This window comes from Marivita sp., from assembly GCF_020055635.1.
Taxonomy (GTDB): domain Bacteria; phylum Pseudomonadota; class Alphaproteobacteria; order Rhodobacterales; family Rhodobacteraceae; genus Marivita.
Genome location: NZ_JAIPUT010000055.1, coordinates 1 through 22,925, shown reverse-complemented (window position 1 = coordinate 22,925; position 22,925 = coordinate 1). Strand labels below are relative to the sequence as shown.

The 22,925-nt window shown below is 62.3% G+C and carries 29 protein-coding genes and 2 pseudogenes; 19 read left to right on the top strand and 12 right to left on the bottom strand.

Annotated elements, in window-relative coordinates:
• Positions 1 to 265 (top strand): annotated as a pseudogene (locus LCF60_RS19345) (hypothetical protein); the annotation flags it as partial.
• A gap of 291 nt (positions 266 to 556) precedes the next feature.
• Positions 557 to 1,288 (top strand): hypothetical protein, encoded by a 732-nt coding sequence (locus LCF60_RS19340; RefSeq protein WP_292294098.1) that lies wholly within the window; start codon positions 557 to 559, stop codon positions 1,286 to 1,288.
• 652 nt (positions 1,289 to 1,940) lie between these two features.
• Here LCF60_RS19340 and LCF60_RS19335 read toward each other — a convergent pair.
• The 3 genes from LCF60_RS19335 to LCF60_RS19325 are packed head-to-tail and all read right to left on the bottom strand — an operon-like array spanning position 1,941 to position 3,373.
• On the bottom strand, positions 1,941 to 2,399 hold the full coding sequence (locus LCF60_RS19335) for a hypothetical protein (protein WP_292294096.1): 459 nt from the start codon (positions 2,397 to 2,399) through the stop codon (positions 1,941 to 1,943).
• Positions 2,400 to 2,419: 20 nt separating this feature from the next.
• Positions 2,420 to 2,989, bottom strand: coding sequence for an NAD(P)H-dependent oxidoreductase (locus tag LCF60_RS19330; protein ID WP_292294094.1), 570 nt, complete (start codon positions 2,987 to 2,989; stop codon positions 2,420 to 2,422).
• A 12-nt stretch (positions 2,990 to 3,001) separates the two neighbouring features.
• Positions 3,002 to 3,373, bottom strand: a complete 372-nt coding sequence (locus tag LCF60_RS19325) for a DoxX family protein (RefSeq protein ID WP_292294092.1) — start codon at positions 3,371 to 3,373, stop codon at positions 3,002 to 3,004.
• A gap of 39 nt (positions 3,374 to 3,412) precedes the next feature.
• Here LCF60_RS19325 and LCF60_RS19320 point away from each other — a divergent pair, with 39 nt between their 5' ends.
• The 16 genes and pseudogenes from LCF60_RS19320 (at position 3,413) to LCF60_RS19250 (ending at position 14,188) form a co-directional block, all read left to right on the top strand.
• Positions 3,413 to 4,357: a LysR family transcriptional regulator gene (locus tag LCF60_RS19320; protein WP_292294091.1), complete on the top strand. Its 945-nt coding sequence runs from the start codon at positions 3,413 to 3,415 to the stop codon at positions 4,355 to 4,357.
• A 176-nt stretch (positions 4,358 to 4,533) separates the two neighbouring features.
• Positions 4,534 to 5,166, top strand: coding sequence for a tyrosine-type recombinase/integrase (locus LCF60_RS19315; protein ID WP_292294089.1), 633 nt, complete (start codon positions 4,534 to 4,536; stop codon positions 5,164 to 5,166).
• 248 nt (positions 5,167 to 5,414) lie between these two features.
• Positions 5,415 to 5,540: pseudogene (locus LCF60_RS24645) on the top strand (hypothetical protein); the annotation flags it as partial.
• Positions 5,541 to 5,628: 88 nt separating this feature from the next.
• Entirely contained in the window at positions 5,629 to 7,125 is a 1,497-nt protein-coding gene (locus tag LCF60_RS19310; protein WP_292294087.1) for a winged helix-turn-helix domain-containing protein, read from the top strand.
• 123 nt (positions 7,126 to 7,248) lie between these two features.
• On the top strand, positions 7,249 to 7,581 hold the full coding sequence (locus tag LCF60_RS19305; RefSeq protein ID WP_292294085.1) for a GYD domain-containing protein: 333 nt from the start codon (positions 7,249 to 7,251) through the stop codon (positions 7,579 to 7,581).
• 158 nt (positions 7,582 to 7,739) lie between these two features.
• Positions 7,740 to 8,477, top strand: a complete 738-nt coding sequence (locus LCF60_RS19300; protein ID WP_292294083.1) for a hypothetical protein — start codon at positions 7,740 to 7,742, stop codon at positions 8,475 to 8,477.
• Entirely contained in the window at positions 8,474 to 8,830 is a 357-nt protein-coding gene (locus LCF60_RS19295; RefSeq protein WP_292294082.1) for a nuclear transport factor 2 family protein, read from the top strand. Before LCF60_RS19300 ends, LCF60_RS19295 begins: the two co-directional genes overlap by 4 nt.
• A gap of 57 nt (positions 8,831 to 8,887) precedes the next feature.
• Positions 8,888 to 9,274, top strand: a complete 387-nt coding sequence (locus LCF60_RS19290) for a nuclear transport factor 2 family protein (protein WP_292294080.1) — start codon at positions 8,888 to 8,890, stop codon at positions 9,272 to 9,274.
• Positions 9,271 to 10,077 (top strand): methyltransferase domain-containing protein, encoded by an 807-nt coding sequence (locus LCF60_RS19285; RefSeq protein WP_292294079.1) that lies wholly within the window; start codon positions 9,271 to 9,273, stop codon positions 10,075 to 10,077. Before LCF60_RS19290 ends, LCF60_RS19285 begins: the two co-directional genes overlap by 4 nt.
• Before the next feature lie 49 nt (positions 10,078 to 10,126).
• Positions 10,127 to 10,558 carry a cupin gene (locus LCF60_RS19280; RefSeq protein ID WP_292294077.1) on the top strand — a complete coding sequence of 144 codons (432 nt, stop codon included), beginning with the start codon at positions 10,127 to 10,129 and terminating at the stop codon, positions 10,556 to 10,558.
• Positions 10,558 to 10,989 carry an ester cyclase gene (locus LCF60_RS19275; protein WP_292294075.1) on the top strand — a complete coding sequence of 144 codons (432 nt, stop codon included), beginning with the start codon at positions 10,558 to 10,560 and terminating at the stop codon, positions 10,987 to 10,989. The genes LCF60_RS19280 and LCF60_RS19275 overlap by 1 nt, the downstream gene beginning before the upstream one ends.
• A gap of 31 nt (positions 10,990 to 11,020) precedes the next feature.
• Positions 11,021 to 11,359, top strand: a complete 339-nt coding sequence (locus LCF60_RS19270) for a cupin domain-containing protein (protein ID WP_292294074.1) — start codon at positions 11,021 to 11,023, stop codon at positions 11,357 to 11,359.
• 1 nt (position 11,360) lies between these two features.
• Positions 11,361 to 11,900 (top strand): GNAT family N-acetyltransferase, encoded by a 540-nt coding sequence (locus tag LCF60_RS19265; RefSeq protein WP_292294072.1) that lies wholly within the window; start codon positions 11,361 to 11,363, stop codon positions 11,898 to 11,900.
• On the top strand, positions 11,893 to 12,633 hold the full coding sequence (locus LCF60_RS19260; protein WP_292294070.1) for a gamma-glutamylcyclotransferase: 741 nt from the start codon (positions 11,893 to 11,895) through the stop codon (positions 12,631 to 12,633). The genes LCF60_RS19265 and LCF60_RS19260 overlap by 8 nt, the downstream gene beginning before the upstream one ends.
• Entirely contained in the window at positions 12,630 to 13,694 is a 1,065-nt protein-coding gene (locus LCF60_RS19255) for a dipeptidase (protein ID WP_292294068.1), read from the top strand. Before LCF60_RS19260 ends, LCF60_RS19255 begins: the two co-directional genes overlap by 4 nt.
• Before the next feature lie 197 nt (positions 13,695 to 13,891).
• A complete protein-coding gene (locus LCF60_RS19250) occupies positions 13,892 to 14,188 on the top strand; it encodes a nuclear transport factor 2 family protein (protein WP_292294067.1) in 297 nt (98 codons plus the stop codon).
• Positions 14,189 to 14,792: 604 nt separating this feature from the next.
• Here the strand turns inward: LCF60_RS19250 and LCF60_RS19245 are convergent.
• From LCF60_RS19245 to LCF60_RS19205, 9 genes are all read right to left on the bottom strand, one after another.
• Positions 14,793 to 15,443, bottom strand: coding sequence for a hypothetical protein (locus tag LCF60_RS19245; protein ID WP_292294066.1), 651 nt, complete (start codon positions 15,441 to 15,443; stop codon positions 14,793 to 14,795).
• Between the two features lie 10 nt (positions 15,444 to 15,453).
• Positions 15,454 to 15,936, bottom strand: coding sequence for a hypothetical protein (locus LCF60_RS19240; protein ID WP_292294064.1), 483 nt, complete (start codon positions 15,934 to 15,936; stop codon positions 15,454 to 15,456).
• Between the two features lie 241 nt (positions 15,937 to 16,177).
• The gene (locus tag LCF60_RS19235; protein ID WP_292294062.1) at positions 16,178 to 16,627 is read right to left on the bottom strand and encodes a hypothetical protein; all 450 of its coding nucleotides are present in this window, start codon (positions 16,625 to 16,627) and stop codon (positions 16,178 to 16,180) included.
• 79 nt (positions 16,628 to 16,706) lie between these two features.
• On the bottom strand, positions 16,707 to 16,901 hold the full coding sequence (locus tag LCF60_RS19230) for a hypothetical protein (RefSeq protein ID WP_292294061.1): 195 nt from the start codon (positions 16,899 to 16,901) through the stop codon (positions 16,707 to 16,709).
• A 5-nt stretch (positions 16,902 to 16,906) separates the two neighbouring features.
• On the bottom strand, positions 16,907 to 17,707 hold the full coding sequence (locus tag LCF60_RS19225; protein ID WP_292294060.1) for a class I SAM-dependent methyltransferase: 801 nt from the start codon (positions 17,705 to 17,707) through the stop codon (positions 16,907 to 16,909).
• A 137-nt stretch (positions 17,708 to 17,844) separates the two neighbouring features.
• Entirely contained in the window at positions 17,845 to 19,392 is a 1,548-nt protein-coding gene (locus tag LCF60_RS19220; RefSeq protein ID WP_292294059.1) for a winged helix-turn-helix domain-containing protein, read from the bottom strand.
• Between the two features lie 302 nt (positions 19,393 to 19,694).
• Positions 19,695 to 19,943, bottom strand: a complete 249-nt coding sequence (locus LCF60_RS19215; protein WP_292294057.1) for a hypothetical protein — start codon at positions 19,941 to 19,943, stop codon at positions 19,695 to 19,697.
• 22 nt (positions 19,944 to 19,965) lie between these two features.
• On the bottom strand, positions 19,966 to 21,006 hold the full coding sequence (locus tag LCF60_RS19210; RefSeq protein ID WP_292294055.1) for a glutathione S-transferase C-terminal domain-containing protein: 1,041 nt from the start codon (positions 21,004 to 21,006) through the stop codon (positions 19,966 to 19,968).
• Between the two features lie 10 nt (positions 21,007 to 21,016).
• A complete protein-coding gene (locus LCF60_RS19205; RefSeq protein WP_292294054.1) occupies positions 21,017 to 21,583 on the bottom strand; it encodes a hemerythrin domain-containing protein in 567 nt (188 codons plus the stop codon).
• Positions 21,584 to 22,372: 789 nt separating this feature from the next.
• On the opposite strand from LCF60_RS19205, the gene LCF60_RS19200 reads away from it, so the two are divergent.
• Positions 22,373 to 22,925: IS1595 family transposase (locus LCF60_RS19200; protein ID WP_292294053.1), on the top strand; the 553-nt coding region annotated here is incomplete at its 3' end.

The following is a 22,925-nucleotide window of genomic DNA, read 5'->3' as shown; positions in this document are numbered from 1 at the left end:
CGTGCTCTGCTCGGACGGAGGCAATGGCTACAAGGATCTCGCGGCGGCGCGCGGGCTGGAGCACTTTGTGGTCGGGAGCAAGCCAGGCACGCGTGTCGCGGCAGGCTGTTATCACATCCAGAATGTGAACTCGCTCCACGCCCGCTATGGCAGGTTCATCGAGCCGTTCTGCGGACCGGCGACAAAGAACCTCAACGGCTACATCCGTTGGCTGGAGGTGCGGCTGGCGGGTATGTCCCCGGCGGAGATTGTCCGCGCCTCGTAGACCGGGTGTCGCGCAGGTCTGCTCCGAGCCCTTAGCTGTCATTGCTCAACTGGGGAAATTGCACGACTTCACGGCTGAAGCCGAGTGATCGAAACGGCCGAGAAATGAGCGCGCGCGTGGTCGCGGGTCCCTCAGGAATTGGTCCGGACCAAGCATCTTCCTCGCATTCAGGTCTTTGGTTTCGAGAAGGTCGAAATCCACGTCTACGACTTTGCAGTGCCAACCGGGGGCTGAAACCCTTGACCATCCCGAAATGTGGTGGGCCAAGAGGTTTCTCCTGCAAGAATACCCGTGGAAATCGAAGGCCAAGACGCCGTCGGTTACGAAAATGTGGTTACCGGCATAGCCTTCCCCCGGAATGATCCTCTCGGCGTGAAAACCGGTGAGAGGTGCAGCTTCAAGATAGATTCCCGCCAAGATATGACATGCGCCGTGTCCGAAAAAGATGCGGTCAGGCAGCTGCCACCGGCGCTGCGGGTCTTGCTTGATGCCCGGCTTCAGTTTGTACATGCGGTCATGATAGCCCAACCCGATTGGAACGAAAGTCCGCTCCGTCCGCATAGCGGACCAACACGGTTTGCGGACACCCCCCAAAAAATAAGAAAAATGTCGTCTTGCCGCTTCGGTGCAGATCCTTTGAACCTATTTTCTTCGCAGATGCAGAGAACAGAGCAGCAACGCCCAAGCTTCTGGGCAGGTAATTGGAAGAAGAAAATGGAAAAATTTGGAACACCGCTCAATATCGATAACCGCTACCGCAGTGTCGAATACCAAGCCGCGCAAAAGCTTGGCGTCGAACTCGCAGGACCTTCAACTTACGTCGGCTCTGTTTACGGTGCTTCTCAGCACTATGCCCAAGCGTTCGATCTCACAGATGGCCGCACGCTCGTGATTGAAGCTGATCGGTATCGTTATACCGCCGGCATCGTGTCGGATTTTGAGAACGAGGAAGACCCGGCAAACGAGCCAGCATACTATGCAGCAATGACTGCCGCGGCCGGCATCAACCTTTACGAAGATTAAACTAAATCGCCGGGGCCAAGCGCGCCGCCAACTCCCTCATCCCGCGAACAGGAAAGACAGGCAGACGACTAATTCTACAAACGAACACGTCGAACACGCAGTCGAAGCGATTTAGAGGAGGACACTGAGCGCCAATTTTATGCTGTAGGTGAGGGGCGAAATTTGAATCTTCGAGTAACGGTTTTCGAGACCGTTTTCGGGGCAGGGTGGGGACGCCTTACCCCATATTTATATGGGTCTGCGGGACCTGTATGCGCGAGTTCGGCACGCTGAGTGGGGTAAGACGGCATAGTAGGACGGCATAGCACGCAAGCGGCAGGTTGCCCGCTCTGAGGTGAACGACGCTCGTTCGAAGCGAGCACATGATCAGGAGAAACTTCGCGGCATCCCGGGCCGGTGAAGGTCAGCTAAGGGCCCTGACTACCCACGGCTCCCGAGAGAGATTGCGGTGGTGCAGCATGATCTCTTCGGACGCGACCGGCCCTGACCGGACTTTGGCGCTTTGGTCTGAAGCCGCACCGCAGCTTCATCAGACCAGCCATTGGTGCATCGCGCAGCATTTTCGAGAAGCGAGTGACGGCAGTGCGGGACCAACCGGACCTTAATATTCTGTTTCCAAGCTCCGCTCTTCCATCAAATAGCTGCGTTGACTTTATGCCTTCTTTGCCTCCTGCTTGCGCATCCCCATAAAATAAGCACCAAGGCTCAGGATGATGGCGGAGCTCGAAACAAGAGTCATGATCGTCCCGGGAACGAAGTTCACGAAGCCACCCAAATCGAGGAAGACAAAATAGCCGACGTCGGCCAAACCACCGACGAGCCCGGTAAAGAACATCGCCGTCACCGAACCGCGCCAGATGCAGAACGCACCCACCAACGTAAATGTCCCGATCCACAGCAAGTTAAATCCGTGCTGGTTGATCACGGCCCCGACGGCCTCGTGATATGAACCGACCAACAGTGCGGGATCTACCGCGTCCGCAATGCCTGCAACCGCATCAGGCGTATCGAGCGAGACGGTCATGATGCCTGCCAACATGTGGACAAGGCCCCAAATGACCCAAAGGCCAGCAGCGATTTTGAGGAGGAGTGAAATCGTAGACTGAGACATGGGATTTTCCTTTTCAGGGTTTATGCACTTGCAGGAAGGGCGTCGCGGAATGCGGCAATCGCTTCGCGCAGTTCCAGCGCCAGTTCGGGGGTTTTCAGCTGATCTGTTTGTGTATCGAAGTGTTCGTTGAAGGGGCCAAAGCTAAAGTTGGACGTGATGTTCGCACCAAAATGTGGAAAGCCGCCCATCGCCGCCGCAAGCACATTCTGGCCGCCACGCCCACCCATGGATGTGGCCATCAGCATCACGGGGCGTTCTTGGAAAATCTTCATTTTGATGCGGCTGGACCAGTCAAAGATATTCTTGAACGCGGCGGAGTAGGCCCCATTGTATTCGGCAAACGAGATGATCACCCCATCAGCGGCCCCCAGCTTGTCGTAGAAATCGTGGGCAAGCTGCGGGATACCCTGCGCCTCGCGCTCAGGGCTGTAGATCGGCATTTCATAGTCATTGAGGTCGAGGACTTCGATTTCGACGGGTGCCATGAACTCATCGCGAAGGATTCTGGCTGCGTGCAAGGCAAGGCGTCTGTTGATGGATTTCGTGCTGTTGCTTGCGGCAAAGACGACAATATTGGAACGTGTTGGCATGAAGGCGTCCGATCAGGTCCGAGGCGTGTTGGTGCGGCCCAGAACCTGGGGGATTTGGGCGCGGTAGATGTAAAGAACCAACGCACACAGCAGGCCAAGCACGATGGCGGGGAGTGGTGAGGGGCCAAGAATGAACAAGTGAGCCAAGACTGCGCCAACCATCGTGCCACCCAGAACCGCAGCCCCGATGATCTGACGACGGGGCAACCACAGCAAGGTCGCGCCAATCACCTCCACAGCGCCTGTAAAGTAGCGAAAGGCTTGGCCAAATCCGATTTGATCGAACGTCGTGACCATCATTGCGACACCTGCGAGCTTCGCGCCGCCTGCGCCAACAAATGCGACGGTAAGTAAGATACGAAGGCCGAGTGATATGTAGGTCATGCGTAGTCTCCACCGTTGAATGTTCGTGCTATTGGGTAAATGCTCTGTATTTTTGATGCTCTCAATGCGGAGAAATCCGCATTTGATGCGCGTAAAATAGGCATAGATGATATGGACAAATGGGCAGAGCTTCGGACCGCATACCAAGTTGCCAGATTGGGAACCGTCAGTGCTGCGGCTGAGATGCTTGGCTTTCACCGCGCGACGGTGAACCGCCACATCGACGTGCTTGAGGCTGAATTGGGAGCACGCATCTTTATCCGTCATGCGCGGGGCTACGCGCTTACAGAACTGGGCGAAGACGTGCTGCGTGTGGCTCAGAAGACAGAGGAATTGACCGACGATCTGGCGGGCCGCGTAAAGGGCGCAAAAACCCAAATCGAAGGGGAGATCAAATTGACGATCTTGGCCCCTTTTGCAGGGCTACTGATGTCAGCAATCGCGGACTTCAGGGCGCAGAACCCAAATTGTGGAGTACAAATCGACGCGAGCGAAGACCTTGCCCGACTTGAATATGGCGAGGCGCATATCGCGCTTCGTGCAGGATCAAAGCCAGACCATCCAGACTATGTTGTGAGTAGTTTCGGGCGTGTTGGTTTCAACCTCTATGCCCATGATACCTACATCAGTCGGTTTGGCCTCCCGAAGAACGCGAGCGATTTAGACGGCCATCAATTTGTTGTGCCACACGCCCAAGCGGGCCGCCTTCCGTTCTGGCCGTGGATAGAAGACCACGTGCGCCCAGATATGATCGCGCTTTCGTCTCGCCACATCGGGGTCAACTTAGCAGCGATTACTGCTGGCATCGGCATGGGCTTTACAGGGGACCACGAGGCACAGGCCAGTGACGGGTTCCATCGCGTTCTTCCCCCAAATAAGGCATGGACCGTGCCGCTATGGCTCGCCACGCATGTTGATCTACACCGGACAGAGAAAGTGCAGGCGATGCTGGGATTTATCAAATTGGGCCGCGAGGAGGATTGATATGACTTCCGTTTTGAGAGGTCAGAACGCAAAATCTGCCATTCGCTGAGTTGAAAAAAAAATTGTGAGAATGGGCTCGTTCCAAACTTCAGATGCGGTGTAGCATCCTGTGATATACTGCCTTAGTCAACGTCGGGTTGTCGTTGTGGGTGGCGTGGCGGATCGGAGGATCAGTCATGCAAACACCAAACTTACCCGCCATTCGCGCGCTTCGTCCCGCTTGGAATAAGGGGCGGATCGTGGGACAGAAGCGCCCACTGAAACCCAAGCACGTCTGGGCAATCCGCGTCCGGCTCGAGCTTGCTGAAAACCACCGTGATCTGGCGCTTTTCAATCTGGCCATCGACAGCAAGCTGCGTGGCTGCGACCTTGTCAGAATAAAGGTGGTCGATGTCATGGCGTCCGGCCAGATCAAGGAACGAGCGTCTGTTCTGCAAAGCAAGACGAAGAAGCCTGTCCGGTTCGAGATCTCGGAAGGCACGCGCGCCTCTTTGGCGAAGTGGATGAAGGAACCCCTGATGATTGGCTCGGAATATCTCTGGCCGGGACGGTTCCATGAGCGGCTTCACATCTCGACCCGGCAGTATGCTCGGATCGTCCGGGATTGGGTGACGTCAATCGGTCTCGAGGCCAGCGCCTACGGCACGCATTCGATGCGTCGGACCAAGGTGACCCAGATCTACAAGAAAACAGGCAACCTGCGCGCAGTTCAGCTCTTGCTGGGGCATACCAAGATGGACAGCACCGTCAGATACTTGGGAGTTGAACTCGAAGATGCACTCGCCATCGCGGAAGCCGTTGAAATCTGATGGATAGGGCCGTCTTCACTGACGGCACATAAGAGACATTCATTGCGGTTTCCGTCGCTGCGGCCCGGCTTCAGCAGATCGGCCATTCGCTGCGAGCGCAAAGTCGAGGGCCGTTCGAACTCACACAATGCGGGACGGAGCGGCCCAACGCAGATGCAGCGAACTGTGCCTGCGGTTGGCCAAAGAGTTTCTGAACCAGCCGCGGCAATGCCGCACGAGCTACCACAGAGCGGACATTTCAGGAGGGCAATCTCGCCAAAGTCCGAACCGGTCGTTCGCCGCACGCTTGCCCTGCACAACACGATGACAGGCGCGCCACTTGGCTTGTTCCTGCGGGCATACCGAGAAAACGAGACAATTTTTTCCTCCTCTGATAAGATATTTACAAAAGGACATCCCGACCCGCTGATGGACAGTGTTCGTTTCGCAGAATTTACGTTTCAGCGGCGCGCAAGGCGCCTGGTGCGGGGCGACGAAGACATCGCCATCGGCGCGCGCGCCTTTGATCTTCTCGATCTTCTGATTACCTGCCGGGACCGCGTCGTCGGACGGGACGAAATCATGGCCGCGGTCTGGCCCGATACCGTTGTCGGCGAAAACAATCTGAACGTCCAACTCGCCAACCTTCGACGGCTGTTGGGGGCGGGTGCGATCGTCACGGTGCCGGGGCGCGGCCTGCGTTTCGCGCTGGAGGTCGCATCGACGGGTCCGTTGGCGCTCGGCCTTCGCGACCGGCCCTCTGTCGTCGTCCTGCCCTTCGCGGATCTTGGCGGCGACCCGGCCCTGTCCTGGCTCGCCGACGGGTTCGTCGAGGATATCACGACAGAGATGTCCCGGTTCCGGGACCTTTTCGTGGTGGCGCGCAACTCGGCCTTCGTCTACCGGGACATGCCGCGCGATCTCAGGGCCATCTCGCGCGAACTGGGCGTCCGCTATGTCGTCGAAGGCAGTGTCCGCGCCACGGCCGAGCGTGTGCGCGTCACCGCACAGCTGATCGACGCCCACACCGGGGGGCATGTCTGGGCCGAGGTCTTCGACCGCGACCTTGTCGGGCATTTCGAGACACAGGCACGGGTGGCGCAAGCCATCGTGACCTGCCTCGCGCCGCAGATCGACCGGGCCGAGGCCGAGCGCATCCGCACTGCCTCGCCCGAGGACCTGACCGCGCACGGCCTCGCGCTCAGGGGCTGGTCCATGGTCTCGGCAGGCGACATGACCTACGACCCCGCACCGCGCGACAAGGCGGCCGAGCTTGCCCGGCAGGCGCTTGATATCGATCCGACCTCGGGCCTCGCCTGGCGCGTTCTGGCATGGGTCGCGTGGTGGAATGTCTACCACGCCACGACACCCGCCATGTCCGACACACTCGCTGGAGGAATCGATGCCGCCACGAAGGCCATCGCCACCGATCCGACCGACCACCACGCGCGGCGCCTCAGGGCCCTTCTGCACTTTATGAACCAGGATGCCGAGGCCGGCCTGCCCGAGCTTCGCCAAGCACACGAGATCAACCCGAACTGCGCGGTGACGCTGGCGTGGCTTGGCCTCTACGAAGGCTTCCATGGCGATGCCGAACGCGGCGTCCCGCTGGCCGTGGCTGCGCTGCGCCGCTCCCCGCGCGATCCATCGCGCGGCTCCCTCCTCGCGGCGCTTGGCTTCGCGCAATTCGCCGTGCGCAACTACGACGCGGCCGCGCAAGCGGCGGAGGCGGCGCTGGCCGAGGCCGCGGGAAGCGCCACTCCCCTCATCCTCGGCACGATCGCCTGGGTCGGCGCGGGGCATATGGACCGAGCCGAGGCGGCATTCGCGCGCGTCGCCGAGATCGCGCCGGCCCTTGTCGAGGCGCGCCTTGCGGGCCGCTGGCTCACTTCGAACCCCGACTATCTGGCGCGCGCGCACACCTTCTTCCGCATCGCCGCCGGCCTCAGCCCGGCCGAGGCGGCCAAGATGCTCAGGTAGCTGCGGCACCTCTGATTTATATCTTTTTAGCCGCACTGGGTGACGCCGTTGTCCCGGTCGCGCCACCCTCACAGAGGACGGGATGGCATTACGCCGACGCCCGCCCTTGGGGGAGAAAACACAATGCCATTCTACCTATACCAACTGGCTTATTCCGGCGATGCCATCAAGGCGATGGTCGCCGACCCGAGCGACCGCGAAGCGGCTGCGCGCAAGCTTGTCGAGGCGCTTGGCGGCAAGCTGCACCACCTGTTCTTTTCGTTCGGACAGTACGACGTTGTCTGCCTGATCGAAGGCCCGGACGACATGTTCATGATGGCAGGCGCGGCTGCCGTCGGCTCGGCCGGGACGGTGTCGGCCTCCGCTACGACGAAATTGATGACTTCGTCCGAGGCGATGGCGGCCCTGAAGAAGGCCGGCGAGGTCACCGGAGCATATCAGCCGCCGCACGGGTAGATTGTTGCAGCCGGCACTGACCAAGAAGGCCGAAGCACTCCGCCGGTTCGGGCGGCGCCGCTCCGAGAGATCCAGCGCAGACCGTAGGCCGGCGCACAACCTTGTCGCCGGATCGCCCCAAGGTGCCGATGACCACCGGTGTTGCTGAAGGTGAAAGCATGAACAACCAGGACCACGACTGGATCACGCTGCACCGGGTGCGCTTTGCCGCGCCGATCGCCGCTCGGGACCGCAGCTTTCCCCCCGTGGCGGGCGCGTCGGTTTGGCGGTTCTGCCCGCAGCACGTCCCCGGCGCGGATGGGCTGACGACCCTGACCTCGGAGATCTGGGGCGGGTTGGGGATCTGGGATCGTCGCGCGGAGGCCGAGGCGATGCTTGCTGATCCGGGCGCGGCGATACCCTGGTTGGCCGAAGCCGAGGCAGCGTGGCACTGCCTCGCCGTTCCGGTGTCGCACCGCGGCAAGGTGAACTGGCGCGGCCATGTCGAGAATGGCACCGCAGTGCGTCCCGCCCCGGTCGATCCCGGCGGTCCGCTGGTCGTCGTCACCACTGCGGGATTCCTGTCGCGCGAAGACTGGATGCTGCCCCGCATCCGGCGCTTCGTGGAGGGCGTGTCCGAGGTGATGGCGTGGTATGGCGCGCTGCCCGCGAACCTGCGCAACGACGTGTTCAACGGGGCCGACGGGCGCGGCGGCTTCACCTGCTCGCTCTGGCGCTCGGACGAGGCGATGCGCGAGGCCGCCTATCACGACGGCCGCCACCGCGCCCGGATGGAGCAGAACCGCGCAGGATTGATGTTCGACTACTCGTCCTTCACCCGCCTGCGCGCGCTTCACAGCCAAGGCGACTGGGACGGCGATCCATTTGCCGAATTGCACGAAGGTGCCATGACATGATGCTCAAAGACGAGTTGCAGGGGTGGCTTGAACAGATGGCACGGTCCTATGCGGTCGGCGATGCCGCCGCTTGTGCCGGGATGTTCAGCGAAGATGCTATGCTGCACTCGCCCTTCGCGCCCGCTGCCCACGGGCGGGCCGAGATCGAGATCCTGCATCGGGACTGGACCCGGACGGCAACGGCAAAACGCTTCGACATCCTGTCTTTCGGCGGCTCGGGCGACCTTGCCTGGGTACTTGCCAGGTTCTCCGAAGGCAATACCGGTACGGGCACCACGCTGGCCGTCCTCGACCGAAGCGCAGGCACCGGATGGCTCTGCAAGGCGTGCAGCCTGAACGAAGAACAGATCTGAATGCTGCACCCGTCAACCGCGCCGGGTGCGAGATCCAACAAGCAAAGGGTGAGACGCATGCAAACCGACAGTATCGCCGCCACGGCCACCGCCTATACCGCTGCCTGGAACAGCGGCTCGGCCGAAGCAGTTGCGTCATTCTACGCCGAGACCGGCGGCATCGTCATCAACCGGGGCACGCCCTGGGAGGGGCGCGCGGGCGTGCAGGCCATGGCCGAAGGATTTTTCGCTGATCTGCCCGACCTGAACCTGACCTGTGACGGGGTGCGCATCGCGGGCGAGCACGTTGCCTTTTTGTGGACCTTCACCGGCCACCATGCCGAAACGCGCAACCCGGTGCGGATAGCAGGCTGGGAAGAATGGGACATGGACGCCGACGGCAAAGTCATCGCCTCGAGAGGTTGGTTCGACGCTGAGGATTACGCGCGGCAGGTGGCGGGATGAGCGACCCCTTCGCAGATGTCGATGCGGCGTCCCCGGAGTTCATCGAGATCATGGCAACGGCGCTTGAAGTGCGTGCGGCGGACCCCTCCATGTTGCCCGTGATCGACGGTTATCTCGACCGGCTTGCGCCGCCCGACGGCGGCCTGATCGTCGATATCGGTTGCGGGACCGGCGGTGTGACCCGGCGCATCGCCGACCGCTTCGGGCGCGCCAATGTCCTCGGTGTAGAGCCGTCCGCCGCCTTGACCGGCAAAGCGTGGTCGCTGGCTGGTGACTACCCCAACCTGAAGTTTCAAAACGGTGACGGCGCGGCGCTCGATCTCGCCGATGGCAGCGCCGACATCGCCATTCTGCACACGGTGCTGTCGCATGTGGCCGATCCGTCTCCGCTTGTCACGGAGGCCACGCGCATCCTGCGCCCGGGCGGTACGCTGGTGGTCTGCGATGCAGATTTCTCGAAGGCCGCACTGGGCCTTGCGCCCGGCGATCCGCTCGACTCCTGTGCCCGGGCTTTCGTGGCCGGATCTGTGACGGATGCCTGGCTGGCGGGCAAGCTCAAACCGCTGGCTCAAGCTGCCGGGTTGACGGTCGCGCATTTCGATACCGCAATCCGCGTCGTTACGGACGGAATTGGCAACCTCGTCTGGGTCAGGATGGCGGCTGCGCGCTTCGTGACCGAAGGCGTGATCGGCCAGCCGCTCGCCGATGCGCTCGAGGCTGAATATCACCGCCGTGCCGAGGCCGGAACGCTTTACGGCTTCCTGCCCTTTGTGACGATGATCGCCATGAAAGCTGAGAGATGAGCATGCCTTGCCATAGGGTGGGCGGCAGCCTTTGCGCGGAGGATGACGTATGAAAAACGCCACAAGTCACTTGGCCGATGCCATGCCGATCCTGCACCTGACGGAGGGGGCGGACGGCATTTCGCACTTTTCGGACCTGCATGTTTCCCTCCGCTCCGGCGGTTTCGCCCCGCCCGCGCCTCCAATGCCGGTTTCTGACACTGAGCCGGCGACGGGTCTTCTCTACCTCGTGCTTCCCGCTGGATGGGGTGGCGCGCGGCATCCCTCACCGCGCCGGCAGGTCTCGTTTTGCCTGTCGGGCCGTCTTCGGGTCGAGGCGGGTGATGGCGCGCTGAGGGAGTTTGGCGCAGGCGCGATCTGGCGGATGGAGGACGTGGCCGGGTCGGGCCACACGACGACCGTGCTCGGGGAAGAAGACGTGTGCCTGGCAATCGTGCAACTGCCGTCGCAACCTGGTGACCCAATCCCGAAGGAGACTTAATGAACATTATCGAAAAGACCGTCCGGCAGTTTCACGAATCCTGGGACTTGCGCGATCCCGACCGTGGTGCTGCCATCATCGCGCCGAACTGCCGGTTCGAGGATGTGGCGCGTGACGAGGCACAGATCGGTCCCGACGGCTACCGAATGGACTATCAGCGCTGGCGCACCGCTTTCCCGGATGGAGAGGTCAAGGTCGTCAACGTCATCACCGGTGGCGATGGCCCCGACGGCTGGGCGGTTGTCGAGTTCCTCAACCGCGGCACCCAGACCGGAAACCTTCATTCGAGCCTCGGGAATTTCCCGCCCTCCGGTCGCCGGATGGAAGTGCGATACTGCTCGGTCATGCGGGTGCAGGACGGCAAGGTGGTAGAGGGCCGCGATTATTACGACAGCGCCAGCATCGCACGTCAACTCGGGTTGGTCGAATGAGACCTGTTGACCATGAAACAGGAGATACCTGATGCGCTTTCCCGCCTTCTTCGATGCCATGCCTGCCCTCGATGTACCGTTTCCCGAGGATGTGGTCACCTCCCATGCCGTTTGCTCGGATGCGGGGCTGGTGGCCTTCTTCCGCTTCCACGAGGACATGGACCTTCCGCCCCACGCGCACGGGCCCCAATGGGGTACTGTGATCGCGGGGGAGATCCTCTTCACCATCGGTGGCGAGACGCGGGCCTATCGACCCGGTGACAGCTACGACATCCCTGCGGGTGTCGAGCACGGTGCGCGGATACGCGCCGGCACGATCGTGGTCGACGTCTTCGCGGAGGCAGACCGCTATCGCTTGAAGGCACGCTGAGATGGTTGTCGATATCGCCCGCGCAGAGACGCCCAAGGACCTTGATGCCGTTCGGCTGTTGATCCGCGACTTCTTCGCATGGGCCATAGCCCATGTGACCGAGGACGGGAAATCCCCGAACGACTCCGTCTTCGCGAATCTCGACGCCGAACTCGCAGGTCTGCCAGGTCGGTTCGGTCCGCCGTCTGGCTGTCTGCTTCTTGCGCGGCTTGACGGCGCGCCGGTCGGCTGTGTCGCCTTTTACGGTCAGGATGCGACCACGATGGAGATCAAGCGCATGTTCGTACGTCCCAAGGCCTGGGGGATAGGCGTCGGCAGACGGATGCTGGAGATGCTCCTGACCGAGGCAGCAGCCGCCGGATATACCCACTACCGCCTGTCCACTCACTACAAGCTGCATTCGGCCCAGGCGCTCTACCGCCAAGCCGGATTCCGCGAGGTTCCCGGTTCTACGGATTTCCCGGGCATCGTGGAGGGCGTCGACATCTGCATGGAAATGACCCCGGTCCACGATGCCGCGAAGGAGAACCGTCTTGCCTGACACGCTCGACCCCTACGCCCACCATCCCGAACTGCGCGACCGCATCGCAGATCCCGAAACCTCGCTCTTCCGGACCTTCCGGGCCGAACATCTCATCGTGCAAGAGCCGCATCTGCGGGACTGGGTGTATCCCGAAGCACGGCGCGAAGTGATCCGCGCCGAGGCGCTGGCCGGCCACTCGGGCGACCTGTGGGTCTTCGGATACGGGTCGCTGATGTGGAACCCGGCCCTGCGCTTCGCCGAGGTGCGGCGCGCGCATGTCGCGAACCATGCCCGCCGCCTGATCCTCGTAGAATATCGGGGCGGCCGCGGAACGATGGAAGCGCCGGGCCTGATGGCGACGCTGGACGCGGGCGACGGCTGCGATGGGCTGGCCTTCCGGATTGCCGCCGCGGATGTTGAAGCCGAGACCGATATTCTCTTTCAGCGCGAAATGCTGGCGCCCGGTTATCTTGCCGGGTTCATCCCGGCGCGGATCGGCGATGAGGAGACCCGCGTGCTGACCTTTCTCGCCGATCACGACGTGCCCGATGTCCGCCCCGACCTGACTCACGAGGAACAGGTTCGCTACGTCGCCCACGGGGCGGGCGATCTCGGCACCAGCCGCGACTATCTCGCCAGCATCGTTGGACATCTGGGCGAACTCGACATCGTCGACCAGCCTTGCACCGACCTTCTGAACGCGGTGGACACCTATCTCGCGGCGACTGCCGAAAAGGAGCCTGCCCCATGACCGCCCTCGTCCCCTTCTTCGACGGCCACAATGACTTCCTCCTGCGGCTGATGAAGACGCCCGCGCCGCGCGAGGAGACCTGGCTGGGCGCCAGTGGCCGGGGGCACCTCGACCTCGCGCGGATGAAGGCCTCCGGCTTCGCGGGCGGCCTTTTCGCGATCTTCGTGCCGCCGGCGTCCGATGGCCCGCCGCCAGACTTCAAGGTGTTGATGGCCGACCCACCCTACGCGCTGCCCATGCCGCCCGAGATGACGCATACGCAGGCCCAGCCCGAGGCGTTGGCGATGGCCGGACTTCTGCACTGGATGGAGCGGGCGGCGCCGCAGGATTTCCGCGTCTGCCGCTCTGCGTCCGAGATCCGAACTGCCATGGAGGCAGGCATCATTGCAGGCGTCATGCACATGGAGGGCGCCGAGGCCATCGGCCCGGACCTCGACGCGCTCCACCTTTTCCACGATATGGGCCTGCGGTCGCTCGGCCCGGTCTGGAGCAGGCCCACGATCTTCGGTCACGGCGTACCGATGGCCTTTCCCGGCACGCCGGATACGGGACCCGGCCTCACCGGGAAGGGCCGCGACCTCGTTCACCTCTGCGATGAACTCGGCATCCTGATCGACCTGTCGCACCTGAACGAGAAAGGGTTCGACGACGTGGCTCGCGTCTCAAGAAATCCGCTCGTGGCCACGCATTCCAACGCGCATGCGCTCTGCGCCAGCCCGCGCAATCTGACCGACCGGCAGCTCCACATGATCCGCGAGCGCCGAGGCATGGTGGGCTTCAACTTCGCGACCTTCTACCTGAACGCGGACGGCCGGGCCGATAGCGGCACGGTTTGGGACACGATGCTCCGCCATCTCGACCATCTGATCGCCGAGGCGGGCGAGGATCACGTCGGGCTGGGCTCGGATTTCGACGGCTGCGTCGTACCGGACCTGATCGGCGACGTGACCGGCGTTCCGCTTCTCTTCGAGGCGATGGGTGCGCATGGCTACGATGCGCCGCTCCTCGGCAAACTCGCGCGCGACAACTGGCTCGCCTGCCTCAACCGTTGCCTTCGCTGATGCGCGGGAGAGGCGACATCGCAAACCCGCCGCCAAGCTTCACAATGTGTAACAGGTGGAGCTTTGCCATGCCCGCCCGCCATCGGCATCACAGTCGCCTTTAGAATGTCCTTTGCATAAAATTCTGCCGCGCGTACTTTTCCACAGGTAAAGTGAGAGAAGACATGGCGTCACACAGCGCGACGGATTAAATCAGGGTGTTTTCAGAATGCTTTTCCGCAGGCGATATTGAAGGCCTGATGGCGCTTTACGAAGGGGACACGGTGTTTCCGAACCATCATGGAACATTCAGAGGGCCTGAGCAGATCCGTCCGGTTCTACAAGGCAATCTTGACTCCGGCGCAATGATTGAGTTCGACCGCCAGACCGCTTTTGAGACCGGCGATCTTGCCCTTGTCCAGAACGCTTGGACACTGACCAATTCTGGTGGCGAAAAAGTCACGGGGGTGAGTGCCGAAATTGCAAAGAAGCAATCGGACGGCACGTGGAAATAGGCGATTGATAGCCCAGATGGGGCGGCACTTCTCCACGATTGAGACTGCCCACATGTTCGGCAAAAGGCATGAAAGGGCTTCAAGCGGACTCGCGCCGCCACGACGGAAGGAGATGGTCGCCCAGAGGTGCCAGCCCGCGCTCAGCGACCCATTGCGGACCTGTAACTGCTGATCTGACTCCGCGCCGCTTCTTCCCCGAAACGGCCGTTCACGCATAGTGCGGCAATTTTCGCTGTGAACGACAGCAGTACTGATTAAATGAACCCCCAGAATGCGGAACCGGTCGAACTTTCTCGGATCTCTACGGAGCGGCGCCCGGCATTTCTGCAATCGGTCCTTGCGATCTTCTTTGGCGGGCCTCGGCGAACAATGCGGTAGGCTTGGATCATCGCTGAAACGATCTGCCTCCGGCTTCCAGGAACACGTGAGAGAGCCTCGGGCATTCACGGACCGATCGCCGTCGGCCAGTGATCGGCGGTCACACTACCCGCATCGGAGAAAGCCATGCCCCTCAAGATCATCGGAACTGGGAAGAGCCGCACTGGCACCCCATCCACGCGCACCGCCCTTGAGACTCTCGGGTCCCCGAGGCTCTTTGGGCTTCTCAGATCTGGAGGCCAAGGAACATCACGGCCAGTGGCACCGGGGAGACGGCGATCGTCACGGTCAGGAAGGTCGCGAGCGGCGAGAAGATGCCGCTGAGCCCCGCCATCATCATGATACCGCCGCCCCCGCCGATGATCGAGTTGCCCGGCGTGTTCACAGCCAGCGCGAGCGCGACGTAGCGGTAGCGCAGTCCGAGGCCGAGAGCGCGTTTCGGCTGACCGTCCAGCAGCATCGCGAGCCGCGCCTCCGGCGAAAGCAGTGCCGCGCGGGCCACGAGGGCGGCCGCGCGCCGCATCCGCAGGAAAGATAGAAGGCGCTCCAGCGCGCTGATCGGCAGGAAACGTCCAACCGTGTAGGCCAGCGTCATCGAAGCGACGGTGCAGACGTAGATCAATGGCGCGATGGCCTGACCGAATGCCGCCAGCATCGCCAGCCCGATCTCCGCCCCCGGCACGAAAGGCAGTGCCAGAAGCCCGACATAGGCGACCGACCCGAGCATTATGGCTTGGTGGATCTGCTGTTCGTTGTCGGGCCTGACCTGAAGGTCGAGGGCGTCGCGGATGAGATGCACCCCCCATGTAGCGAGCGCCAGAACAGCCGCGAGGATCGCGAGGCGCAGAAGAACGCCACCCGCGCCGGTCCGCGTCACGCGGGCAGCCTCACCCCGAGGCGCCGTCACCGGCAACAGGAGCGTCCGCTCCCGTAGCCGTGATCACGATCTGGTTGGTCCAGTACCAGCGCCGCGTGGTCCAGGTGCCGTCGACCACGACCTCGTCGCCCGAGACCCTGCCGTACCAGACCACCGTATGAGGCGCGTCGGGACAGACCGTGCGCGCGGTGAAATGGATGACGCTGTCGATCACCTTGCTCTGGTAGTCGGACCAGCCGAAATTACAGTAGTTCTGGCAATCGGTCGACTGGAACGTGCCGTTGCGGAACGTGATCCTGTTGTCGAGGACCGCACCGCTGGCAACATCGGTGCCGAGGATCTCGAACGACCTTCCGTCAAGCTCGTGGCCGGTCTTCCAGCCCCCCTCGGGTACGGCAAGGTCGGGGATGTCCTCTTTCATCACCGTCATCGTCACGGCGCTGGTCCCGAGGGTGGCCACCGCGATGGCCGCAATCTGGAGTATCTGGGTCATAACAATCTCCACCGCATGTCTGAATTCGAAGTCGGAAGCGAGTAGGTCAAAGCCTCACTTTATTGCGCCTTGTGGCACAAAAAAACAAAAATTGCGCGCTCGTGTGGCGAGTACCGACCGTAAGCAAAGGTTGGCCAGGTCAGGTCGTGCATGTCCATCGACACACTTTGACAATGAGCCCACCTGTCGCGCGGGCGCTTGACCCGCCATTGCAACCGCCCGCCTTGCGTTGCTGTGCATCTCACTCGACGCCGAGAACCTCGGTGAACATCTCGGCATAGGCCGGACGCGCCAGGGCCACGCCCTCCTCAAGCTCGGGATTTGGCGACAGGGTCGTAAGATACCCGACGTCGAGCATCGAAAGGAAAGACTGACCGTTCTCTTCGTATAAGGCGATGTTGCCACATGGCATCATGGCGAGGTTATGCAAGCCCGCGGCAGCGACGTAGCCGCGCATGGCGTTGAAGCAGATCTTCATGCCGACGGCTGCCCCACCCATCATCTCGAATTCCCCGTTGAGCGACCAGTCGTCGTTCATTGCAACGAAATCGCGTATCAGTGTGGCGGCCTCCTGCGGTGTCTGCTCCAAAGCGTGAATGATGAAGTGTTCGGACACCTCGGCTGTTGCGACAGGTGCCGACGCCAGACCGGCAAGTGCTGCGACAGACAGTGTTTTCAGGAACGTCTTCATTGGGTTTCTCCTTTGATGAAAAATGTGCGTGGGCTTGGGACGGCCTCTCTCGAACCGGCCCGGGAGGATTTCAGCCGACCTATGCAGCCATGAGGATTCGGAAGGTCGCGCCGATACGGTAACCGCCGTTTGGCTGGACAAAGGAGACGAGTGCCGAGTCCAGTGCAGGCTGTCCGCTGGTTTCCCAGACCTTGGTTATCGTCCATGCGAAGAAGGCGCGCACAAGATCGAGGAAGTCGTCGAGGTTTTCCCCGCAGGCGATCGTTAGGGCCATCTTGGTCAGACCGTGGCGACCAGATATCTGGCCCGCGCGCCGAACCCGATCGTCCCGTCCGGTCGCTCGAACGGCGTCAGGAACCCAGTCATCGCCGCCATGAGCTCCTCCTCGCCCGAATGCTGCGCCGCCCGCACCGCCACGCCCGAGGACGCCATGCCGCGCAACGCCGTAGCGAGGTCGGGATAGTGCCAAGGAGTGTCTACGTCTCTGACCTCGACTGGAATTAGGCCACCCGCCTCTGCGAATCCGCGCAGCGCAGTCTCGTCCGACAGCGCGAAGGGGCCGCCTGCGCCCGGCGGCGGTGGCGGCATGAGCGGCTTGAGCGCGGCGATATGGCCCGCGGCCTCCATGCCAGCAGGTTCACCCCATGTCATGATGACGACCTTTCCGCCGGGGCGCGTCACCCGCCCGGCCTCGCGGAGCGCCCGCGCCGGATCGCCAGCATATTGGAAGGAGTTGAAGCCGGTCACGAGGTCGAAACCGTCGTCCGGGAAGGGCAGCGCCTCCAGATCGCCCTGCCGGAAGTCTCCGCCGGGCGTGCGTTCTCGGGCTACCCGCAGCAGCGCCTCGGAGGCGTCGAGCCCGGAAACGGTGGCGCCGAGCGAAGCCGAAAGCGCCGCCGCCATGCCTGCCCCGCATCCGGCGTCGAGATGGCGAGTGTCCGGCCCGACCTTCGCACGCGCCAGGACCGCATGGAACGCCGCCGCGAACTGCCCCTCCTGGACCTCGGCCCAGTCGCGGGCACGTGCACCCCAGAGAAGCCCGTTGACTTCGGAGGTGCCTTTTTCAAGCGTCTTGCTCATGTCGTGTTCCTTCAGTCTGTTCCGAGGGAGTTGGCCGGCACACCCGTCTATCCGTGCTGACTGCTGTGCCGCCAGCGTCCTGCATCGCGAGACGTCGCGCCATACGCATGCCTAAAATTTTCTAAAACCGAGACGTCTTAGCGTACCGCGTCGGCAGCCTCCGGGGGCGCAAGGCCGGCCGCCACGCGGAAGAACGTGTGTGTCCGGGCAAGGTAGTCAGGGTCCGAGCTCAACCATCGCCCGGACAAGCGGGCCTCGACGAGCCTGGGCGCGATCCGCTCCACGCTCCGGAACGTCTCGGTTGCCTTGTCGATCCGGCCCTGCCCGACATAGGCGATGGTGCCGAGGATCAGGGGCGTGGCGCTTTGTGCGGCCTCCCGAAGGGCGGCCTCGGCCGCGTCGGCCGTGGCCGTGTAATCGCGTGCGGCGAACTGCGCGAAGCCAAGCGCGCAGAGCATAGAACCCCGCGCGGGATCGCGCGGGCTGCGACGCAGGCCGGCCTCGGTCAGCGGCACGCCGTCCCCGGCATTGCCGTTGATCGCTTCGTAGAACCCAAGCCAACACAGCGTCAACGCGCAGTTCGGATTCATCTCGTGGGCCTGCCGCAACTCGGGCAAGCCGGTCGCCACATCCTGCTTCATGAAATGCAGCTGCGCCCGCAGCCGCCGCGCCTGATGGTCGGTCTTGTCGATGGCGACGGCCCGGGTTGCCGCATCGATACCGGCGTCCAGTGTGTCGGGCACGCTGTCCGTGGTGCCATGGTAGACGTTCCACCAAGCAACCCAGGCGAGCGCCCGCCACGCCATCGCGCAGCCGGCGTCGCGCGCCAATGCCTGCCGGGCCAAGGCCTCGGCATGGTCGCGCGGACCCCGGTCATAGTCCATCTCGCCCATCGAGATCACCGACCAGGCCCGTTGCGCCAGGCCCCAGGCGGTCAGGTCCTCGGGCGGAAGAACCCGATTCCGCTCGGTCTCGGCACGGCCGATCTGCGGCGTGAGGCAGGTGACAATCGCACGGGCGACATGCGCCTGCGTTTCGAAGTGATCGACCATCTCGCGGTCGAAGTTTTCCGCCCAGACATGCCCGCCATTGGCGGCGTCTATCAACTGCACGGTCACGCGCACGCGGTCCGGCCGCGCCCGCACGCTACCTTCCACAAGATACCCGACACCCAGGTCGCGCGCGACGGCGCGCAGGTCCCGCGGCGTCTCGCGGTAGATGAAGGCGGAGTTGCGGGCCACCACGAACAGGTCGCGGAAACGCGACAGCTCGGTCGTGATGTCCTCGACGAAGCCATCGGCGAGCCAATCGAGGTCAGGGTCTCCGCCGAGCGTCTCGAAGGGCAGGACCGCGACGGACGGCCTGTCCGGCAAGGCGAGCGCCGGGGCCCGGGACTGAGGGTTGAGCGCGAAGCGTAGGCCGCGCCCTGCCACGGTGACGATCGCGCCCGGGCCGAGCAGACGTCGCAGATTGCCGACCTGCACATTGAGGTTGTTGTCGCCGACGACGATGCCTGGCCAGACCGTGTCCATCAGTTCGTCCCGCGACACGATCCTGTCGCGGTTGGACACCAGCGTTTCCAGCACGTCGAAGGCGCGGGCGCCGAGGCGCACGACCTCCCCGCCGCGAAGGAGTTGCCGCGTGCGACGGTCGAGAATGAAGTCTGCGAAACGGAACTGATCCATGGACCCCGTGCTTGAGGAGTGAAGGTAAACTGGAGCGTAGCGGGATTGAGTCGTTCTGCCCACTCTCAACGCGTCGTCCAGCTCGCGCAGAGATCTGCTTCGCCTACGGTGCTGCACCCGCACACCGGAGCCGCCGCACCTCGGGCTATCGATTTTCGCTGCGTCCGAAGGTCGGCTTCGGGGAATGCTGCGTTCGGCACGCGGCAGCGCCGCATGTCCGCTTCCCGCCCGATTCTGTGGAAAAACAGATGTTTGCGAGCGCAGAAATAGCCGCTCCAAATCGGGCGCATGCGCCTTTCCTGTCAGGCTTCGCTCATTTGCTGCGGTGCAGGAAAGATCTTGGCAAGTTTTCGGAGGTTCTGGGCGGTTGCGGCGAGTAGGAATTCGTCATTTTCGCCGCATGGGCCACGTAATCGGAGCCGCCCCAAGCCGAGGATGCGTTTGAGGTGCGCGAAGAGCATCTCGACTTTCCCGAAGACGCCGTTGAATACACGTCGCAGCATTTGGGATCGCGCAGAACGCGCTTTGCGGCCAAAACTTGAGTGCGCCAATGTTTGCTGCGTGTTCTTGGTTTCAAATGGACACTTGGCGCAAACCAGCAAGTGTCGGGTGAAGATAGGCCTCTGGATAGGTCATCGGTTTGATGGGGCCCGACGGTACAACGCCATTCCAACTGCGCCCGAAATAGCCTTGGCGGCAGTGGATCAGTGAACCGGCTTCGGCAATTCCTGTCATCGCATAAACCCGACAAAGCCAGCGCCAGAGATGTGGATAGTCGAGGATACGGGCGCCGTTCAGCTTCATTCGGACATAATAGACCGGGTCGTGGCGATATAAGGTAGGGAACAGGCGCAGATCCGCCTCGGTAAAGTTTTGGCCCGTCAGGAACGGCCTGCCATCAGAGAGCAGGCCGTCCAATTTGGCGAGCGTATCGAAATAGGCGGAAAACGCCTTGGCATAAGCTGCTTGGTCAGATGAAAAACCTGCCTTGTAAGCACCGTTGTTGATCGTCTTATAGATCAGGTCGTTCAGCCTGTCGATATCCAGCCGGAGCGCGGCATCATCAGGGTACAACCGCAGGCGTCCCGCGTCAGGGACCGCAGAACCAAGCGCGCAGGCGTGCTGATCCAGCATGCGGACGATTTCTGCACTTTCGTTGTTGACGATGCGGCCTGCGATCTTGTCGTAAAGGATCGGGACCGATTGCTCTTCGGAGCCTTCAGCACGGTAAATCTCTTTGGCAAGGCGCAGGCCTTGCCCGGTCCCGGTCTCGGGCGTGCATTCTGGCAGCGGCGTGCCGGTCAGGGTCGCGATGCGGTGTGGTGCAAATTCCCACAGGTTTGGACCTGCCGGATCATCCTCGTCCGTGCGGTTGGGAAAGGCCACGTTCAACGTGATGCTGCTCTGAAGACCCAGTACACTGCGCGCCAGCGTCGCGCGATGGCACCACGGGCAATTCAGCGCCACAAACAGGTGGTAGCGCCCCGGTTCTGCCGGGAAATCCGGATCGCCGATGGCATGACGAAACCCGCTGACGCCGCGCACGAATTCGCCTCGTGCGCGGCGCTCGCTGGCCATGGCCTGGTCTTCCTGAACGGATGTGTCTTTGGTCATGTGCCCAGTTTCACCCTCTGAGCCGATGATGCAAGATGATCGGCACGGCCAGCTCTTCTTCGTCGGTCAGATGACGCTTCAGAAAGGCCTCGATGACCTGACTGGTGCTCTGCACGCTACCTGCCTCGTCATGGGCCTGCGCCGGATCGAGGGTGGCCAGTTTGATCACGCGATTTGCCTGCCGCGTGAAATCATCCAGCACCTGATCCAGATCGGCGTGGTCCTGTTCGAGCACCGCAAGACCGGCGTCGAACCGAGGGTCGGCCGCCGAAAGTTCCGGGAAATAGCTGTGATCTTCCCAGCCATGATGACCATGCAGATTTCCGACCAGAGTGCCGCCAAAACGGGACAGCCGCCCGGCATAGTCGTCCAGCGCCATGTCCTTGTTCAGCAGGCCTTCAGTATCGAGCCGAATGCGTTCCGCCACGCGGCGGAACATCTGATGCGCGCCAAGCCAATGTCGGGTCTTTTCCCGGAACCCAGGATGGGAGTCCCAGCTGTCACGGGGATAACGATCCAGCAGAAACTGCATCTCTGCCGGCATTTCAGTGTGGCGGATGGTGTATGTATCGAGCATGGCTCAACTCCTTTCCCGTCATAGGTGGGGCGGGTCTGACTGCTTCAGCAGTCTGCGCGGGGTCATGGCGGCTATGCGTTTGCGGTAACGCCGGCGTAGCGAATACCGCTCGGATCGGCGATCTCGCGTTTCCAGGTGGGGATGTCGCGCGGCGCAAAATGTGAACAAGCTTCCATCGCAACAGTCAGGAAGACAGCTGGCCGAAAAAAATCCTGTATTTGCGCTCGCCGTAGCGTCTTGCGTACGATCGCTATGCCTGAGGCGCTCCATGCACCAGAGATACATTCTTCGCCAGGTCGAGCCCGACCGTGATAATATTATACATGACCGTCCTCCTTTGTGGATCATTGCTGACCCGCCTTGGCACATCGATGCCGTCGGGGAGCGGCCACATCATAATACCAAAAAAATAGGGGGTGTCCGCAATCCGTGTTGGTTCGCTTCGCCTTGACTTGAAAGAGTCTATCTTCCTCCGCTTTTCCCACGGAGGATGCTCTTGCTACACCACGACTTTCGCCGTTTTCTCGATGCCCTCGGCAAGCTGAACCCGGCCACATCGAGGACGCGCAGACGAAGATCCTGGATCTCCGGCGGAAGTCGGAGGCAATCTCGGAAATCGAAGCACGGACAAACCGGGAGCGCAAGTGCCCTTTCTGCGGCGACCCGCGGCGCCAGAAGTGGGGCCGCACCCGAACCAAGATCCAGCGTTACCGATGCGGCGGCTGCCAGAAAACCTATTCAGGCCGAACCGGGAGCGCCATCGGCCGCATCCATCGCCCCGACCTGTTCATGGAGGCGCTGAGGGATATGCTGGGCAGCCCCGCGCCGCAATCGGTGCGCAAGCTGGCCAAGCAGCTCGACCTCAACAAATACACAGTCTGGCGCTGGCGGATGCTCGTGTTCTCGATCATCGGAAACAGTAGCGTGGCGGCGACCTTCTCGGGGATCATCGAGGCGGATGAGACCTACCAACGGGAGTCCCGGAAGGGATCGCGCGAATGGGTTCGGCACTTCGCCGATCCGCAGAATGTCCCCCAGCCACCGCGCCCACGGTGGGAAGACTTCACGACGCAAGGGCTGAAGATGATGCGCGGCCTCTCGCGGTGGCAGCTCCCCATTCTCACCGTCGCTGATCGCGGTGGATCTCGCCTCTTCCGGCGACTACCCAACCGCAAGAGCGCCACCGTGGAGCGCGCCATGAACCCCCTCGTGCCGGGCGACGCCGTGCTCTGCTCGGACGGCGGCAATGGCTACAAGGGTCTCGCGGCGGCACGCGGCCTGGAACACTTCGTGGTCGGGAGCAAGCCAGGCACGCGTGTCGCGGCCGGCTGCTATTACATCC